Raw genomic sequence first — 16,634 nt, forward strand, 5'->3', positions numbered from 1 at the left:
CAGGGCGCCAAGCTTGTAGAGCGCGTGGAGGACGTGCTGAAAGAGATCAACCTGCTGCCGGCACCTGCCTGCCCGGCTGCCAGGCGCGTTTCCGCGTCCGTACCGGAGCAACCAGATCTTTCTGACTTTGCTGGCTACGCCGACCCCCTGCTGGCCGCTCTCGGCTACGATCCGGTTACGCTGGATGCACTGTGCGAGCGCAGCGGCCAGCCGCCGGAAGCCGCCGCGGCGCGCCTGCTGGAACTGGAACTGGCCGGGCCGCCGAGCGTCTACCGGGAAACCTGTTCCGGCGGCTTGGGTGAGCCGCAGCGCAATACCGATACAATCGCCGGCAGCCCGCGTGTCGCGGGCGCCTCATGTTTCCGATGCCATGACCGTTTACTTTCCAGAACGTGACGCCGGCGCCATTGCCGGGTGCCTGGCGGCGCGGCCGCAGGGCCGTCTGGTGGCCTGCCTGTGCGCGCAGTGGTGCGGCACGTGCCGGGACTACCTGGCGGCGCTGACGGCGCTGGCCGCGCGCCATCCAGAGGATTGCTTCGTCTGGATCGACATCGAGACGCATGCGGATGCGCTTGGCGATATCGATATTGAGAATTTCCCGACGCTGCTGGTGCAGCCTGCGTCGGGTGGCACGCCCCAGTTCTATGGCACCCTGCTGCCGCACATCGAGGTGCTGGAACGCATGCTGAGCCGCAGTGCGGCGATGCCGGCGAGTGCCGAAGACGTGCCGCAGGTGCTGGACTGGTTGCTTGCCGGGGGGAGCAGCGCCGCCTAGGCGGCGCCAAGGGCGGCGGCGGAGCTTGCTTGCACCGCCGTTGAAACCGCGCTTATTATTGGCGCCTCATAGCCCCCCGGCGTTCTGATTACTTCGTTTGTAGTGCAATTCGCGGGTTGCCGGATGCAGCTCGCAAGGACCCTTCCCATGTCAAAAGCCCTCATCATCGCGGAAAAACCGTCGGTCGCGGCGGATATCGCCCGTGCCCTCGGGGGGTTTACCAAGCACGACGAGTATTTCGAGAGCGACGACTACGTGCTGTCCTCTGCCGTCGGCCACCTGGTCGAGATCGCCGCGCCGGACGAATACGAGGTCAAGCGCGGCAAGTGGAGCTTCGCCAACCTGCCGGTGATCCCGCCGCATTTCGACCTGCGCCCGATCGCCAAGACCGAGTCGCGCCTGAAGGTGCTGAACCGGCTGATCAAGCGCAAGGACGTCACCGCCCTGATCAACGCCTGTGACGCGGGGCGCGAAGGCGAACTGATCTTCCGGCTGATCGCGCAACAGGCCAAGGCCAAGCAGCCGGTGCGCCGGCTGTGGCTGCAGTCGATGACGCAGCAGGCGATCCGCGATGGGTTCGCCAGCCTGCGCGAAGACGAAGACATGCTGCCGCTGGCCGACGCCGCGCGCTGCCGCTCCGAGGCCGACTGGCTGGTCGGCATCAACGGCACCCGCGCCATGACTGCCTTCAACAGCAAGGGCGGCGGCTTCTTCCTGACCACCGTGGGCCGCGTGCAGACGCCGACGCTGTCGATCGTGGTAGAGCGTGAAGAGAAGATCAAGCACTTCGTGCCGCGCGACTACTGGGAAGTGCGGGCCGAGTTCATCGCCGCCGCCGGCTTATATGAAGGCCGCTGGTTCGACCCCAAGTTCAAGAAGAGCGAGTTCGATCCCGAGGCGCGCGAATCGCGCCTGTGGAGCGAGGCCGAGGCCAAGAGCATCGTCGCCGCCTGCCGCGACAAGACCGGCACGGTCACCGAGGAATCCAAGCCGTCGACGCAGCAGTCGCCGGCGCTCTTTGACCTGACCACGCTGCAGCGCGAGGCCAACTCGCGCTTCGGCTTCTCGGCCAAGAACACGCTGGGCCTGGCGCAGGCCCTGTATGAGAAGCACAAGGTCCTGACCTACCCGCGTACCGATGCGCGCGCGCTGCCCGAGGACTACCTGGACACGGTCAAGCAGACCATGGACATGCTGGCCGACAGCTCGCCCAACTACCTGCCGCACGCCAAGAAGATCCTGGCGCAGGGCTGGGTCAAGCCGAACAAGAAGATCTTCGACAACAGCAAGATCAGCGACCACTTCGCCATCATCCCGACGCTGCAGGCGCCCAAGAACCTGTCCGAGCCGGAGCAGAAGCTGTACGACCTGGTGGTGCGCCGCTTCCTGGCGGTGTTCTTCCCGGCGGCCGAGTTCCAGGTCACCACCCGCATCACCGAAGTCGCCGGCCACCACTTCAAGACCGAAGGCAAGGTGCTGGTCAACCCGGGCTGGCTGGTGATCTACGGCCGCGAGGCGCAGGGCGACAAGGACGCCGCCAACCTGGTGCCGGTGGCCAAGGACGAGAAGGTCAAGACCGACAAGGTCGAGAGCGTCGGCCTGACCACCAAGCCGCCCGCGCGCTACAACGAAGCCACGCTGCTGTCGGCAATGGAAGGCGCCGGCAAGCTGGTGGACGACGACGCGCTGCGCGAAGCTATGGCCGGCAAGGGCCTGGGCACGCCGGCGACGCGCGCGGCCATCATCGAAGGCCTGCTGACGGAAAAATACCTCGTGCGCGAAGGCCGCGAGCTGATTCCGACCGCCAAGGCGTTCCAGCTGATGACGCTGTTGCGCGGCCTGGGCGTGCTGGAACTGACGCAGGCCGAGCTGACAGGCGAATGGGAGCACAAGCTCTCGCAGATCGAACGCGGGCGCATGAAGCGCGACGAGTTCATGCTTGAGATCGCGCAGATGACGCAGCAGATCGTCAAGCGCGCCAAGGAATACGACAGCGACACCATCCCGGGCGACTACGCCACGCTGGACACGCCGTGCCCGCAATGCGGCGGGCAGGTCAAGGAGAACTACCGCCGCTTTGCCTGCACCGCGTGCGAGTTCTCGATCAGCAAGATCCCGGGCGGGCGCCAGTTCGAGATCGAGGAGGTCGAGGAGCTGCTGCTGAAGAAGGAAATCGGTCCGCTGCAGGGCTTCCGCAGCAAGATGGGCCGTCCGTTCGCCGCCATCCTCAAGCTGGGCAAGGACGACGAAGGCCATTACAAGATGGAATTCGACTTCGGCCAGAACGACGACGACAACGACGGCGAGCCGGTCGACTTTAGCGGCCAGGAGCCGGTGGGCACCTGTCCGAAGTGCGGCGGCTCGGTGTTCGAGCACGGCATGAAGTATGTCTGCGAGAACAGCACGACCAGCCCCAAGAGCTGCGACTTCACCACCGGCAAGATCATCCTGCAGCAGGAAATCAGCCGCGAGCAGATCGGCAAGCTGCTCACCGACGGCAAGACCGACCTGCTGACGGGGTTCAAGTCGTCGCGCACCGGCCGCAACTTCAAGGCCTTCCTGGTCAAGCAGCCGGACGGCAAGATCGGCTTCGAGTTCGAGGCGCGCGAGCCCAAGGCGGGCGCCAAGACGGCGGCGAAGACCACGGCCAAGGCGGCGTCGAATGGCACGGCCGAGGCGGCGCCGGCAACCAAGACGGCAGCGAAGGCCGCGGCCAAGACGCCGGCCACCAAGGCACCGGCCACCAAGGCACCGGCCAAGAAGGCGGCGGCCAAGAAGGCTCCCGCCAAGACCGCCGCGGCCAAGAAGTCGCGCGCGGCAGCCGCCGGCGAGTAAGCGTCAGCGCGTCACGGCAAAACGCCCGGCATCGCCGGGCGTTTTGCTTTGGGTGGCTCGGCCAGGCAGGCGCTCAGGTGCGCACGGCTTGCGCGCCGTGGCTGGCGGATGGCGCCGGCTGCGCTTCCTTGCCCCGTACCTGCCCTTCTTCGAGAAGGAAGTCGATAAAGGCGCGCACCTTGGTCGGCAAGAACTTGCGGCTCGGATAGACCACGCTGACATCGCGCCGCGGCAGCTGGTATTGCGGCAGCACGTGCACCAGCTTGCCGGATTCGATATTGGGGCGCGCCAGGTAGGACGACAGCATGGCCACGCCCATGTCGGCCAGCGCCGCCTGGTGGGCCAGCTCGGCATTGCTGCACATCAGCCCGGGGCGGATCGGCACGGTCACCTCGCCTTCCGGGCCCAGCAGCGTCCATTCGTGCTCGGCGCTGGGCAGGCGCATGGCAATGCAGCGGTGGTGGCTGAGTTCATGGGCATGGCGGATCGGCGCATGCGCCGCCACGTAGCCCGGCGACGCGCACAGGATCACCTCGGCCGACAGCAGCGGGCGCGCCACCAGGTGCGAGCCCAGGCCCAGGTCGGACAGCATCACGGCGACGTCGCGGCCTTCTTCGACGATATCGACGTTGCGGTCCGACAGGATCACGTCGAACACCACGTCCGGGTACAGCCGCTGGAAGCGCGCCAGCAATTCCGGCAACAGGTGCAGGCCGAACATCACCGGGGTGACCAGCCGCAGCGTGCCGGACAGCGACTGGCTGCGCGCCGTGACTACGCTTTCGGCTTCTTCCACGTCTTCCAGGATCTGCTGGCAGCGCTGCAGGTAGGTTTCGCCGGCGTCGGTCAGCGACAGGCTGCGGGTGGTGCGGTTGAGCAGGCGCGTGCCCAGATGACTCTCCAGGTCGGCCACGTAGCGCGTCACCACTGCGTTGGACATTTCCAGCTGCTGCGCTGCACGCGCGAAGCTTCCCAGTTCCACCACCTTGGAAAACACACGCATCGATTGCAGGCGATCCATGACACAGTCTCCCGGTTCTGCGCTGAATTCTTACGTAATCAGCCTATTTTATTGTTCGAATCAAAACTAATCATTGTGGATCCTGATATTTATTGATATGAGGGAAATGCCTAATATCTAGCCATCGGATGCCGCAACGCAACATAGTCTTTCGTAGAAGTGACGGTTAAGGCATCCATGCAATAGAGAAGGCCTGAATCATGAAAACCAACCGCTACGCCCTGATCGCTGTCGCCACCCTCGCCGCCGCCCTGTCGGCCGCACCGGCCTTTGCCAAGAACGGCAAGTTCGATGTGTTCACCGACGGCGCCAAGGCAGCCAAGTTCGATCCGTACACCGACGGTGCCCGCGCCGGCAAGTTCGACACGTTCGCCGAAGGCGCCCGCACCGGCAAGTTCGATACCTTCGCCGAAGGCGCCAAGTACGACACCACTACCGATCGCGCGCCGCTGTAAGGCTGCCTGGCTGCCTCTGGCCCGCCTCCCCGGGCGGCCTGGCAGCGCGATCCCGGGGCCGCTTCCTCCCCTTGTGCGGCCCCGCCTGCTTCAAACCTGGTCTCCACAGGTCCTTGGGGGAGCGCCTCGCAGCCTCTCCGCCTCTATTGGAGAAGAAGCCCGCACCGGTTCCGGTTGCGGGCTTCTTTGTTTCTGCATCCGGCGGGTTTGCAACCACTGGCGAATGATTATGCCAGACGCCGCAAATGAAAAACGGGCCATGACGGCCCGTTTTGCTGCCCCACCTACGACTTCTTAGTCGTCGTAGTGGTGGTGATGCTTGTGCTTCTTGCGCTTGTAGTTGCTGTTGTAATAGCGACGGTCATTGTCGTACGAGTTGCTGCGCGAGACATTGCCGCCCAGCGCCGCACCCGCGCCGCCGCCAAGGCCGGCGCCGATCAGGCCACCGGTGCGGCCGCCCATGGCGTTGCCAGCCGCGGTGCCGGCACCGCCGCCCAGCGCGCCGCCGATGATGGCACCGGTGCGCTCGCGGCGGTTGGAGGTCACTGCGCCACCGGCGCCACCGCCTACTGCACCACCGATCACTGCGCCGGTGCTGCCGCCCAGCGCGCCGCCCACCGCGGCACCGGCGACGCCGCCGAGTGCGCCGCCCAGGGCGTTGTTCATGTCGCTCGCGACGGCCGGCAGCGCGCAGGCCGCCAGGGCGAGGGCAATGGTCAGGTTGCGAACGGGATGGCGAGTCATATCTTTTTTCCTCTAATTGCCATGATGTGTCGCAAGTGTAGAGAGGGAGCCGCGCCCTTGCTGTAACCACCTGTAAAGGCCTGTAACCCGCTACAGAAACGGTATCCGTGCATTACAAAAGCGCGGCAAACACGCAACACTTCATAAAAAGACAGGCGATCATGTGATCGCCTGTCTGCTTTGTATGCCGCCGGCCCGCAGGACGGCTGCGTTCAGCGTGTGCTCAGCAGCACTTGCCCTGCCCGCCGCCGTAGCGTGCCTCCTGGCGCTCGCGGAAGAAGGCTTCGTAGCTCATCGGCTCGCGGTCCGGGTGGGTGCTTTCCATGTGCGCGACATAGGTCTGGTAGTCGGGCAGCCCGACCATCAGCCGCAGCGACTGCCCAAGGTAGCGTCCCATGGTTCCGAGTTGTTCCAGCATGGCGGGCTCCTGTGATCCCTGGGTTACTGGGCCGAGGCGCCCGAAGGAAGCGGCTCGAACGGCGTTTCCTTGGCCGTCGGGCGGGCGGCGGCGCGTGCCTGCATCGCGGTCTTGAAGCCGTAGAACACGATCGACAGCACCACCAGCATGAACAGCGCGCACAGGCCGGCGTCCAGGTAGTCGTTGAAGACGATGCGGTGCATCTGCTCCATCGACTTGGCCGGGGCCAGCACCTTGCCGTCGGCGATGGCGGCGCTGAACTTGGCGGCGTGGGTCAGGAAGCTGACCTTGGGGTCGGCGTGGAACAGCTTCTGCCAGCCGGCGGTCAGCGTGCAGATCAGTAGCCAGACGGTCGGCACCAGCGTGACCCAGGCGTACTGGCCGCGCTTCATCTTGACCAGCACGCAGGTGCCCAGCACCAGCGCCACCGCGGCCAGCATCTGGTTGGAGATGCCGAACAGCGGCCACAGCGTGTTGATGCCGCCCAGCGGATCGACCACCCCTTGGTGCAGGAAGTAGCCCCAGGCCGCCACGCACAGCGCGGTGGCGGTCAGGTTGGCAACCAGCGAGTCGGTCTTGCGCATCGACGGGATAAAACTGCCCAGCAGGTCTTGCAGCATGAAGCGGCCGGCGCGGGTGCCCGCATCGACGGCGGTCAGGATGAACAGCGCCTCGAACAGGATGGCAAAGTGATACCAGAACGCCATCATGGCCTGGCCGCCCACCACCTGGTGCAGGATGTGGGCGATGCCCACCGCCAGCGTGGGCGCGCCGCCGGCGCGCGAGATGATGGTGTTCTCGCCGACATCCCTGGCGGTCTGCACCAGCACGTCCGGGGTGACCACGAAGCCCCAGGTCGAGACCGCGTGCGCCACCGCTTCCGGCGTGGTGCCGATCACGGCGGCCGGACTGTTCATGGCGAAGTACACGCCCGGCTCGATCACCGAGGCGGCCACCAGGGCCATGATGGCGACGAAGGACTCGGCCAGCATCGCGCCGTAGCCGATAAAGCGCGCGTGCGACTCATTCTCCAGCAGCTTGGGCGTGGTGCCCGACGAGATCAGCGCGTGGAAGCCCGACACCGCGCCGCAGGCGATGGTGATGAACAGGAACGGGAACAGGTTGCCCGACCACACCGGCCCGCCGCCCTTGGCGAACTGCGTGAAGGCCGGCATCTTCAGCTCCGGCGCGACGATCAGGATGCCGATGGCCAGCGCGATGATGGTGCCGATCTTCAGGAAGGTCGACAGGTAGTCGCGCGGCGCCAGCAGCAGCCACACCGGCAGCACGGCGGCGATAAAGCCGTAGATGATCAGCATCCAGGTCAGCGCCTTGCCGTCGTACGTGAACAGCGGCGCCAGCGTGGCGCTTTCATGCACGTACTGGCCGCCGATGATGGCCAGCATCAGCAGCACGAAGCCGATCACCGACACCTCGCCGATGCGGCCCGGGCGGATATAGCGCGTGTAGATGCCCATGAACAGCGCGATCGGAATCGTCACCGCCACGGTGAAGGTGCCCCACGGCGAATCGGCCAGCGCCTTCACCACGATCAGCGCCAGCACCGCCAGGATGATGATCATGATCATGAAGCAGCCGAACAGCGCGATCATGCCCGGCACCGTGCCCATTTCGGACTTGACCAGGTCGCCCAGCGAGCGGCCGTCACGGCGCGTGGAGATGAACAGCACCATGAAGTCCTGCACCGCGCCGGCGAACACCACGCCGGCCAGGATCCACAGCATGCCTGGCATATAGCCCATCTGCGCGGCCAGCACCGGGCCGACCAGCGGGCCGGCGCCGGCAATCGCCGCGAAGTGGTGGCCGAACAGCACCGCCTTGTTGGTCGGCACGTAGTCCAGGCCGTCGTTGTGGCGCCAGGCCGGCGTCATGCGTTTGGGATCGAGCTGCATCACCTTGTCGGCGATAAAGCGGCTGTAGTAGCGGTAGGCGATCAGGTAGATGCAGAGCGCGGCAACCACGATCCACAGCGCGCTGACGGCCTCGCCGCGCGCCAGCGCGACGGTGCCGAAGGCAAACGCGCCGAGCACGGCGACGGCCAGCCACACCAGGTGTTCTCCGATGCGATTCATAGTGAAGGTCTCCTCAGACCGGGATGTCTTGGATAGCCTGCGGCGGCGAAGGACTGGTAACAGGCAACTGGCAGGATCGGCAGCGGGGGTGCGCCGAGGGCGGGCAGCGGGTGCAATCCGGCGGTGAGGGTGTCTCCTGGGATAGCTGCTGCGCGCCCGGTTGTGTCGTCGTTTCCGGATCTCGTCTTGCAGGCAGGCGGTGCACCGTCCGGGTGTGGACAGTGCACCAGCTGCGTCCGCGCATGCGCCCTGCTGGGGCGGCGGCGCGTCCGGCGTGTAGTATTGACACCCGCCAAACCCCGCACAAGCGCGTAACTACGCAGCACTTCTGCGTAGTACTACGCAAATCGACGGTGGCATGCCGCCTGCGCGGCATCGGTGTTTACCCCCGGGTCCCCCTCACTTGTATGAAACTCCGCCAGAAGATCCTATTGCTCGCCGTGGCGCCGTTGGCGGTGGCCATGCTGGGCATCGCGCTTGCCGTGCGCTTCCAGGCCACGCAGCTGGCGCAGCATGAACGCGCGCTGGTCGAGGCCGCCTACCTGCAGAGCAAGGAAACTGAGCTGCGCCACTACGTAGAACTGGCGCAGAGCGCGATCGCGCCGCTGGTGCGCTCCGGGCGCAGCGACGCCGCCACCCGGCAGGCTGCGATGGAAGCACTTGCGCGCCTGGACTACGGCCCCGACGGCTACTTCTTCCTGTACGACCTGCAGGGCCGCAACCTGATGCACCCGCGCCAGCCCGAACTGGTCGGCCAGGACCTGTGGACGCTGCGCGACCCGCAGGGTGCGCTGACCATCCAGCAGCTGATCGCCGCGGCCAAGGGCGGTGGCGGCGCGGTGCGCTACCTGTGGAGAAAGCCCTCGTCGCAGCAGCTGGCGCCCAAGCTTGGGTATGTGGTGGCAGTGCCCGAATGGGGCTGGATGCTCGGCACCGGCATCTACCTGGATGACGTGGAAAGCACGCTGCGCCAGCTGGATGCGCGCGCCGAGACCGATATCCGCGCGACCATGGCCTGGATCGGCGTGATCGCCGGCATCAGCATCCTGCTGGTCGCCGCCAGCGGCCTGGCGCTGAACGTCAGCGAGCACCGCGAGGCCGACGCCAAGCTGCGCCAGCTGGCGCAGCGCGTGGTGCAGTCGCAGGAAGAAGAGCGCGCCCGGCTCTCGCGCGAGCTGCACGACGGCATCAGCCAGCTGCTGGTGTCGGTCAAGCTGGTGCTGGAAACCGCCACCAACCGCCTGCGCCTGGCCCCGGCCGAAGGCGCCGCGGTGGCGCCGGTGCTGGGCATGGCGCTGAACCGGCTCGATACCGTCTTCAATGAAGTGCGCCGCGTGGCGCGCAACCTGCGCCCCGCCCTGCTCGACGACCTGGGCCTGTACGCGGCACTGCAGCACCTGGCGCGCGAGATGCAGGGCGGCAGCGGGCTAGAAATTGCAGTGACCGAGAGCGGCACCCCGCGCGAACTGCCCGACGAGCAGGCCACGGCGCTGTTCCGCATCGCACAGGAAGCCTTGACCAACGTCGAGCGCCATGCCGGCGCGCGCCGGGTCGCGGTGGCGCTGGCCTTTGATGCCGATGCCACGCGCCTCACCGTGCGCGACGACGGGCATGGCTTCGACGTGGCGCGCATGCAGGAGGACCCGCAGCGCGGCATCGGCCTGCGCAACCTGCGCGAGCGCATCGCCGCGCTGTGCGGGCAGTTCGACATCGTTTCGGGCATGGGCGGCACCCAGCTGGTCGCTTCACTGCCGCTGGCCAGGCCCGCGGCCATTGCGCACGATCCCGTTTCAGCAGGACCCTCGCCGTCATGACCCAGCTAGCCGACTCCGCCGAAGTGCCCGCCCGCGTATTGCTAATCGACGACCATGCGCTGGTGCGCGACGGCATGCGCATGCACCTGGCGCTGCAGCCCGGCCTGCGCGTGGTGGGCGAAGCCGACGACGGCGAAGCCGCGCTGGCGTGGCTGGACCGCGCCGGCGCCGCCGAGCTGCCCGACCTGGTCATCACCGATATCGGCATGCGCGGCATGGGCGGCATCGCCCTGGCCGCGGCGCTGCATGACCGCTATCCGGAACTGGCGGTGCTAATCGTGTCGATGCACGACAACCTGGAGTATGTGCGCCAGGCGGTGCGCGCCGGTGCGCGCGGCTATGTGCTCAAGGACGCGCCCGCCGACGAGCTGATGGCGGCGATCCAGTCCGTGCTGGCCGGACGGGTCTTCTACAGCGCTCGCATTGCACGCGGCATGGCCGAGCAGAGCCCCGCCGCAGGGCCGCTGGATGCGCTGACGCCGCGCGAGCGCGACATCCTGCGCGGTATCGGGCGGGGCCTGGCCAACAAGGAGATCGCGGCGCAGCTGGGGGTGTCGGTACGCACGGTGGAGACGCACCGGCTGAACCTGAAGCGCAAGCTTGGGATCGAGGGGCGGGCGGGCCTGGTGAAGTATGCGGTGGAGACGTTGGGGGACAGCGAGAGGGAATAAAAAAAACGCCCGTCTCTGAAGAGACGGGCGTCTTTATCGCGAACTACGCGAACCGTGGCGATCAGCCGTCCAGCCGCTTGCCCAGCGCCGCGCGCACTTCGGCCAGCGCCTGCGGCAGCCGATGCCGCAGCTTGGTGAACAGCTCGTCATGCAGCGCCAGCTCCTGCTGCCACGCATCGCGATCGATCGAAGTCACCTGCGTGAACTGCGCCGGCGTGAAGTCCACGCCATTCCAGTTCAGGTCCTCGTAGCGCGGGGTGGTGCCGAACACGTGCTCGGCGCCCTGCCCCTTGCCTTCGACGCGGTCGATCATCCACGACAACACGCGCATATTGTCGCCAAAGCCCGGCCACACGAAGTTGCCGTCGGCGTCCTTGCGGAACCAGTTGACGCAGTAGATCTTCGGCAGCTTCGCGCCCGCGGCTTCCAGCTTCTGGCCGAGTTGCAGCCAGTGGCCGAAGTAATCGCTCATGTTGTAGCCGCAGAACGGCAGCATGGCGAACGGGTCGCGGCGCACCACGCCCTGCTGGCCGGCGGCCGCGGCGGTGGTTTCCGAACCCATGGTGGCGGCCATGTAGACGCCTTCGGTCCAGTTGCGGGCCTCGGTCACCAGCGGCACGGTGGTCGAGCGGCGGCCGCCGAAGATGAACGCATCAATGGGTACGCCGGCCGGGTTGTCCCAGTTCTCGTCGATCGACGGGCACTGCGACGCCGGCGCGGTGAAGCGGGCGTTCGGGTGCGCTGCCTTGGCGCCGGTGGCCTTGGCGATTTCCGGGGTCCAGTCCTTGCCCTGCCAGTCGACCAGGTGCGCGGGCGCTTCCTTGGTCATGCCTTCCCACCATACGTCGCCGTCGTCGGTCAGTGCCACGTTGGTGAAGATGACGTTTTCCTTGAGCGTCGCCATCGCGTTGAAGTTGGTCTTCTCGCTGGTGCCCGGGGCCACGCCGAAGTAGCCGGCTTCCGGATTGATCGCGTACAGGCGGCCGTCCTGGCCCGGCTTGATCCAGGCGATGTCGTCGCCGATGGTGGTGACCTTCCAGCCCTCGAAGCCCTTGGGCGGGATCAGCATGGCGAAGTTGGTCTTGCCGCAGGCCGACGGGAAGGCCGCTGCCACGTGGTACTTCTTGCCCTCGGGCGAGGTCACGCCCAGGATCAGCATGTGCTCGGCAAGCCAGCCTTCATCGCGGCCCATGGTCGATGCAATGCGCAGCGCGAAGCACTTCTTGCCCAGCAGCGCGTTGCCGCCGTAGCCCGAGCCGAACGACCAGATCTCGCGCGTTTCCGGGAAATGGACGATGTATTTGGTCGGGTTGCACGGCCAGGCCACGTCCTGCTCGCCGGCGGCCAGCGGCTTGCCGACAGTGTGCACGCACGGCACGAACTCGCCGTTGGTGCCCAGGACGTCGTACACCGCGCGGCCCATGCGCGTCATGATGCGCATATTGACCGCCACGTACGGCGAATCGGACAGTTCCACGCCAATATGGGCGATCGGCGAGCCCAGCGGGCCCATCGAGAACGGAACCACGTACAGCGTGCGGCCGCGCATGCAGCCCTCGAACAGGCCGTTCAGCGTCTGGCGCATCTCGGCGGGTTCGGTCCAGTTGTTGGTGGGGCCGGCGTCTTCCTGCTTTTCGGAGCAGATAAAGGTGCGATCTTCCACCCGCGCCACGTCCGAGGGGTCCGACAGTGCCAGGAAGGAATTCTTGCGCTTGGCCGGGTTCAGCCGCTTCATGGTGCCGGCGGCGACCATCTGCTCGCACAGGCGGTCATATTCTTCCTGCGAGCCGTCGCACCAATAGATATGGTCGGGCTTGGTCAGGGCGGCGATTTCAGCGACCCAGGCCACCAGCTTGGGGTGCTTGACCCAGGCCGGCGCATTGACGGGCGCCGTACCTTGCATCGTGGGGTGGTTCATACTGCAGACTCCAGATTCGTAAAGGGAAGGAAGGGAAGGAATCCTTGCAAAGCCTGGCCAGCGGGCAGATGGGGCCGTCACACCCCCGGAGTGATGTCACACTCGGATCGACACATCCCGTTACAACTCCGCGGCGGCCTCGTTTATGCAAAAGGTCGCGGCGGTCCCTGCGGCTGCGCTACAGTTGCGCTTCGCGCGCGCAGGGGTGGCTGCGCGTGCTGGCCGGACTTTGTCCGGGTGCGATCGCGTGACGGGAGCAAGGCTCGACCGACAATCCGCGGCGGCACCGGAACGGGCAAGGATACCACTGGCGCACCCCCCTGTTTTTTGCTGTGCAACAATCGCTGCCACCGGCCGGCGTGGGGTTTTTCGATATTTCTCAACAATACTGTTGGCCGGCGCGCAGCTTGGTGGCCGCGCGCACCAACCGGCACAAGACCGTTAGACAACCAGAGTTGCCGATGAAGATTGCCGTACTCGACGATTACCAGGATGCCGTGCGCAAGCTGCCTTGCTTCAGCTTGCTGGAGGGGCACGACGTCAAGGTGTTCAACAACACCGTCAAGGGCGTGGGCCAGCTGGCCGCACGCCTGTCAGACGTCGAAGCCGTGGTGCTGATCCGCGAACGCACTCGCATCACCCGGCAACTGCTGGAAAAACTGCCCAAACTCAAGATCATCAGCCAGACCGGCCGGGTCGGCGCCGGCCCCGGCAACCATATCGACCTGGACGCCTGCACCGACCGCGGCGTGGCCGTGCTCGAAGGCGTGGGTTCACCGGTGGCGCCGGCCGAGCTGACCTGGGCGCTGATCATGGCCGCCCAGCGCCGCATCCCCCAGTATGTCGCCAGCCTGAAGCACGGCGCCTGGCAGCAGTCGGGGCTGAAATCGACGACGATGCCGCCCAATTTCGGCCTGGGCCAGGTGCTGCGCGGCCAGACCCTGGGGATCTGGGGCTATGGCAAGATCGGCCGGCTGCTGGCCGGCTATGGCCGGGCCTTTGGCATGAAGGTGCTGGTCTGGGGCCGCGAGGCGTCGCTGGAAGGCGCCCGTGCCGACGGGCTGGGCGTGGCCGAATCCAAGGAGCAGTTGTTTGCCGACAGCGATGTGCTGTCGCTGCAGCTGCGCCTGAACGACGACACCCGCGGCATCGTCAAGCAGACTGACCTGACGCGCATGAAGCCCACGGCACTGTTCGTCAACACCAGCCGCGCCGAACTGCTGGAAGAGAACGCGCTGGTCACCGCGCTGAACCGCGGCCGCCCGGGCATGGCGGCGATCGACGTGTTCGAGTCCGAGCCGATCCTGCAGGGCCACGCGCTGCTGCGCATGGAAAACTGCATCTGCACGCCGCACCTGGGCTATGTGGAGCGCGACAGCTACGAGCTGTACTTCCGCACCGCGTTCCAGAACATCCTGGACGTGCTGGCCGGCAACCATGACTGCATCGTCAACCCGAAGGCGCTGGCGCCGGTGCTGACGCGCTGAGTCACCAGCGGCCGGATTCCCTCCGGACAGCCCGCCCCGACACCACCCCTGTTCCGCCATGCGGGACAGGGGTGTTTCACATCTGGCCGGGCATTTTCTCTGGAAAACGCGAATTCCACGAAACCGCTACACTCGGGACTTCCCTTACCGCCCGGCCTGCCACGGCCCGCGGCAGCCCAGACAACAACAAGGCGCCCTCCTGCGCCAATCCCTATTCCCAAGGCCGGCATGGACCCCAGGCTAGTGACGCTCTGCGTCGGCAATTTCGTCATTGGCACCGGTGCGATGATCGTTACCGGCATGTTGAACGACATTGCCGCCGATTTCGGGCTGGGCGCGGCCAGCGCCGGGCAGCTGATCTCGGTGTTTGCGCTGGCCACCTGCATTGGCGCACCGCTGTTCGCCACGCTGGGCTCGCGCATCGACCGCCGGCTGCTGCTGGCCGGGTCGCTGCTGGTCTATGGGGTGATGCACCTGGCCGCCGCGTTCGCGCCCAGCTTTGCGGCGCTGATGGCGATCCGCTTCCTGACCGCGATCGGCGCGGCCATCTATACGCCCCAGACCGCCGCCACGCTGCCGCTGCTGGTCAACGCGCAGACGCGCGGGCGCGCCATCAGCTTCGTGTTTCTTGGCTGGAGCATCGCCAGCGTGGTGGGCGTACCGCTGGGCACGTGGATTTCCAGCACGCTGGGCTGGCGCGTCAGCATGGCGCTGGTCGGTGCCCTGGCGCTGCTGGTGTCGGCGGCGGTCTGGCGCGCGCTGCCGCGCGGGCTGATCGTGCCGCCGGCCGGGCGAGAGGCCTGGGGTGCGGTGCTGCGCCACAAGCCGATCATGCTGGTGGTGCTGACCACCATGATCTCATCGGCGGGCATGTTCACCGTGTTTACCTATATCGCCCCGCTGATGCGCGATGTGTACGGCATCAGCGGCGGCGCGCTTAGCCTGATGTTCCTGGCCTACGGCGCCTGCGGCGTGTTCGGCAATGCCATGGCGGCGTCGCGCATGGACCGGGTCACGCCCAGCCGGATCGTGCAGGTCACGCTGCTGACCTCGATCACGGCCATGGTGCTGTGGCCGCTGGCCGGGCTGGGCAGCGTGGCGCTGGTGCTGCTGTTCATGCTGTGGGGCGTGGGCGGATTTGCCACCAACAGCGCGCAGCAGGCGCGGCTGGTGCTGCTGGCGCCTGAGCGGGCATCGGTGTCGATCTCGCTGAATTCTTCGTCGATCTACCTGGGCCAGGCGGCCGGCGCCATGGCCGGGGCTGCCATCTATACGCTGGCCGGCGCCGATACGCTGCACTGGGGTGCGGCGGCGCTCATGCTGGTGGCGCTGGCGGTATCGCAGCGCGCCCGGGCGCTGGGCTGCCAGTGGCAGCGGCCGCAGGCGGCGCAGCAGGCGTGATGCCGGGCTGAACCCCGAGGCGGCTCCCCGCCGCCGGGTTCCTTGTGAGGGACCGCACCAAGCACTTGTCCACAGTGTTATCCGCCCCGTTATCCTCAGGCATATCCGCAGCTTATCCACAGCCCTTTCCACAACCGGATGAACAACCACGAAGCGGGGGCGCACGTGAGCGAATCCAGACCTCGGCCGGGCCTTGCGCGTGTGCTGGCGGTCAGCATGGCCAAGGCCATCCCGTTGGTGGTGGCCGGGGCGGGCACCGAGGCGGTGGTGCTGTCGGGCATTCGCAAGCACCCTGTCAGCACCCTGCTGCACCCGTTGCGGGTACAGGTGCAGCCGCTGGGCCTGGCCGGCGACGAACAGGGCGACCTGACCGTGCACGGCGGGCTGGATAAGGCGGTCTACGCCTATCCTTTCGAGCACTACCCGTGGTGGAATGCGCGCCGCCGCGCCTGCGGGCAGCCCGAGTCAGGCCCACCGTTGCCGTTTGGCGCCATGGGCGAGAACCTGACCCTGGAGGGGCTGCTTGAATCCCAACTCTGGATCGGCGACCTGGTGCGCGTGGGCACGGCCCTGCTGCGGGTGGAGTCGCCGCGCAAGCCCTGCTACAAGTTCAACGCCGCGCTGGGCTACCGCCACGCGGTGCGCGACATGATCCAGAGCGGCTACTCCGGGGTCTACCTGAGCGTGGTGCTGAAGGGAGAAGTGCGCGCCGGCGATGTTGTGGTTGTGCAGGCCGGGCCACGCGAACTGTCGGTGGACAGCGTCAATCAGTGGCGCCGCGATGGCCGGCGGCAGCTTTTCTGATAATGTTTGTCTAACCATACAAGCGCCCCGCTACACACATCTCCGGCTTCCCCTGTGGCCCGGACGGCGTTTGCCGGCGCCGGGCATTACCAGACCCTTGCAACCCTGTAACGGACTGTAATACGCGGCGCTGGCTCCGGCGGGCGAAGCGCGGTATCAGTAGAGTCTTTGCGCGACATGCACCGGCAACATCTGGAC

At 66.6% G+C, this 16,634-nt stretch carries 14 protein-coding genes; 9 read left to right on the forward strand and 5 right to left on the reverse strand.

Features of this window, described 5'->3' with window-relative positions; translation table 11 throughout:
- Positions 1-24: 24 nt before the first annotated feature.
- The 3 genes from AC1Q7H_RS22430 to AC1Q7H_RS22440 all read left to right on the forward strand — a co-directional run bounded on the left by AC1Q7H_RS22430 (position 25) and on the right by AC1Q7H_RS22440 (position 3,610).
- Positions 25-396: a DprA-like winged helix domain-containing protein gene (locus AC1Q7H_RS22430; protein WP_249221218.1), complete on the forward strand. Its 372-nt coding sequence runs from the start codon at positions 25-27 to the stop codon at positions 394-396.
- The gene (locus AC1Q7H_RS22435; RefSeq protein WP_153956046.1) at positions 371-775 is read left to right on the forward strand and encodes a thioredoxin domain-containing protein; all 405 of its coding nucleotides are present in this window, start codon (positions 371-373) and stop codon (positions 773-775) included. Before AC1Q7H_RS22430 ends, AC1Q7H_RS22435 begins: the two co-directional genes overlap by 26 nt.
- 147 nt (positions 776-922) lie before the next feature.
- Positions 923-3,610, forward strand: coding sequence for a DNA topoisomerase III (locus AC1Q7H_RS22440; RefSeq protein WP_211980458.1), 2,688 nt, complete (start codon positions 923-925; stop codon positions 3,608-3,610).
- A 73-nt stretch (positions 3,611-3,683) separates the two neighbouring features.
- Here the strand turns inward: AC1Q7H_RS22440 and AC1Q7H_RS22445 are convergent, their stop codons facing one another.
- Positions 3,684-4,631, reverse strand: coding sequence for a LysR family transcriptional regulator (locus tag AC1Q7H_RS22445; RefSeq protein WP_013958449.1), 948 nt, complete (start codon positions 4,629-4,631; stop codon positions 3,684-3,686).
- Between the two features lie 200 nt (positions 4,632-4,831).
- Between AC1Q7H_RS22445 and AC1Q7H_RS22450 the strand changes: the two genes are divergently transcribed.
- Entirely contained in the window at positions 4,832-5,086 is a 255-nt protein-coding gene (locus AC1Q7H_RS22450; protein ID WP_211980459.1) for a hypothetical protein, read from the forward strand.
- A gap of 294 nt (positions 5,087-5,380) precedes the next feature.
- Here AC1Q7H_RS22450 and AC1Q7H_RS22455 read toward each other — a convergent pair whose 3' ends face one another.
- The 3 genes from AC1Q7H_RS22455 to AC1Q7H_RS22465 form a co-directional block, all read right to left on the reverse strand.
- Positions 5,381-5,830: a YMGG-like glycine zipper-containing protein gene (locus tag AC1Q7H_RS22455; RefSeq protein WP_013958451.1), complete on the reverse strand. Its 450-nt coding sequence runs from the start codon at positions 5,828-5,830 to the stop codon at positions 5,381-5,383.
- Positions 5,831-6,053: 223 nt separating this feature from the next.
- On the reverse strand, positions 6,054-6,248 hold the full coding sequence (locus AC1Q7H_RS22460; RefSeq protein WP_013958452.1) for a YbdD/YjiX family protein: 195 nt from the start codon (positions 6,246-6,248) through the stop codon (positions 6,054-6,056).
- A 23-nt stretch (positions 6,249-6,271) separates the two neighbouring features.
- On the reverse strand, positions 6,272-8,341 hold the full coding sequence (locus AC1Q7H_RS22465; RefSeq protein ID WP_492381720.1) for a carbon starvation CstA family protein: 2,070 nt from the start codon (positions 8,339-8,341) through the stop codon (positions 6,272-6,274).
- Positions 8,342-8,748: 407 nt separating this feature from the next.
- On the opposite strand from AC1Q7H_RS22465, the gene AC1Q7H_RS22470 reads away from it, so the two are divergent.
- Together AC1Q7H_RS22470 and AC1Q7H_RS22475 are read left to right on the forward strand one after the other, a co-directional pair.
- The gene (locus AC1Q7H_RS22470; RefSeq protein WP_492378194.1) at positions 8,749-10,155 is read left to right on the forward strand and encodes a cache domain-containing protein; all 1,407 of its coding nucleotides are present in this window, start codon (positions 8,749-8,751) and stop codon (positions 10,153-10,155) included.
- Positions 10,152-10,826, forward strand: a complete 675-nt coding sequence (locus AC1Q7H_RS22475; RefSeq protein WP_013958455.1) for a response regulator — start codon at positions 10,152-10,154, stop codon at positions 10,824-10,826. Before AC1Q7H_RS22470 ends, AC1Q7H_RS22475 begins: the two co-directional genes overlap by 4 nt.
- Positions 10,827-10,887: 61 nt before the next feature.
- Here the strand turns inward: AC1Q7H_RS22475 and AC1Q7H_RS22480 are convergent, their stop codons facing one another.
- Positions 10,888-12,744, reverse strand: coding sequence for a phosphoenolpyruvate carboxykinase (GTP) (locus AC1Q7H_RS22480; RefSeq protein WP_492378195.1), 1,857 nt, complete (start codon positions 12,742-12,744; stop codon positions 10,888-10,890).
- Between the two features lie 461 nt (positions 12,745-13,205).
- Here AC1Q7H_RS22480 and AC1Q7H_RS22485 point away from each other — a divergent pair, with 461 nt between their 5' ends.
- The 3 genes from AC1Q7H_RS22485 to AC1Q7H_RS22495 all read left to right on the forward strand — a co-directional run bounded on the left by AC1Q7H_RS22485 (position 13,206) and on the right by AC1Q7H_RS22495 (position 16,436).
- Positions 13,206-14,231 carry a D-2-hydroxyacid dehydrogenase family protein gene (locus AC1Q7H_RS22485; RefSeq protein WP_211980463.1) on the forward strand — a complete coding sequence of 342 codons (1,026 nt, stop codon included), beginning with the start codon at positions 13,206-13,208 and terminating at the stop codon, positions 14,229-14,231.
- A 228-nt stretch (positions 14,232-14,459) separates the two neighbouring features.
- Positions 14,460-15,632: an MFS transporter gene (locus AC1Q7H_RS22490; protein WP_041228251.1), complete on the forward strand. Its 1,173-nt coding sequence runs from the start codon at positions 14,460-14,462 to the stop codon at positions 15,630-15,632.
- Between the two features lie 138 nt (positions 15,633-15,770).
- Positions 15,771-16,436, forward strand: coding sequence for an MOSC domain-containing protein (locus AC1Q7H_RS22495; RefSeq protein ID WP_249221219.1), 666 nt, complete (start codon positions 15,771-15,773; stop codon positions 16,434-16,436).
- Positions 16,437-16,634 lie beyond the last annotated feature (198 nt).

This window comes from Cupriavidus sp. GW823-FHT06D04 (assembly GCF_058795055.1).

What these genes read in the sequence shown, in the direction of transcription:
- AC1Q7H_RS22485 (WP_211980463.1), top strand. Translation starts at nt 13,206, where the DNA reads ATGAAGATTGCCGTACTCGACGATTACCAGGATGCCGTGCGCAAGCTG.
- AC1Q7H_RS22440 (WP_211980458.1), top strand. Translation starts at nt 923, where the DNA reads ATGTCAAAAGCCCTCATCATCGCGGAAAAACCGTCGGTCGCGGCGGAT.
- AC1Q7H_RS22480 (WP_492378195.1), bottom strand. Translation starts at nt 12,744, where the DNA reads ATGAACCACCCCACGATGCAAGGTACGGCGCCCGTCAATGCGCCGGCC.
- AC1Q7H_RS22455 (WP_013958451.1), bottom strand. Translation starts at nt 5,830, where the DNA reads ATGACTCGCCATCCCGTTCGCAACCTGACCATTGCCCTCGCCCTGGCG.
- AC1Q7H_RS22460 (WP_013958452.1), bottom strand. Translation starts at nt 6,248, where the DNA reads ATGCTGGAACAACTCGGAACCATGGGACGCTACCTTGGGCAGTCGCTG.
- AC1Q7H_RS22475 (WP_013958455.1), top strand. Translation starts at nt 10,152, where the DNA reads ATGACCCAGCTAGCCGACTCCGCCGAAGTGCCCGCCCGCGTATTGCTA.
- AC1Q7H_RS22465 (WP_492381720.1), bottom strand. Translation starts at nt 8,341, where the DNA reads ATGAATCGCATCGGAGAACACCTGGTGTGGCTGGCCGTCGCCGTGCTC.
- AC1Q7H_RS22495 (WP_249221219.1), top strand. Translation starts at nt 15,771, where the DNA reads ATGAACAACCACGAAGCGGGGGCGCACGTGAGCGAATCCAGACCTCGG.
- AC1Q7H_RS22450 (WP_211980459.1), top strand. Translation starts at nt 4,832, where the DNA reads ATGAAAACCAACCGCTACGCCCTGATCGCTGTCGCCACCCTCGCCGCC.
- AC1Q7H_RS22435 (WP_153956046.1), top strand. Translation starts at nt 371, where the DNA reads ATGACCGTTTACTTTCCAGAACGTGACGCCGGCGCCATTGCCGGGTGC.
- AC1Q7H_RS22445 (WP_013958449.1), bottom strand. Translation starts at nt 4,631, where the DNA reads ATGGATCGCCTGCAATCGATGCGTGTGTTTTCCAAGGTGGTGGAACTG.
- AC1Q7H_RS22470 (WP_492378194.1), top strand. Translation starts at nt 8,749, where the DNA reads ATGAAACTCCGCCAGAAGATCCTATTGCTCGCCGTGGCGCCGTTGGCG.
- AC1Q7H_RS22490 (WP_041228251.1), top strand. Translation starts at nt 14,460, where the DNA reads ATGGACCCCAGGCTAGTGACGCTCTGCGTCGGCAATTTCGTCATTGGC.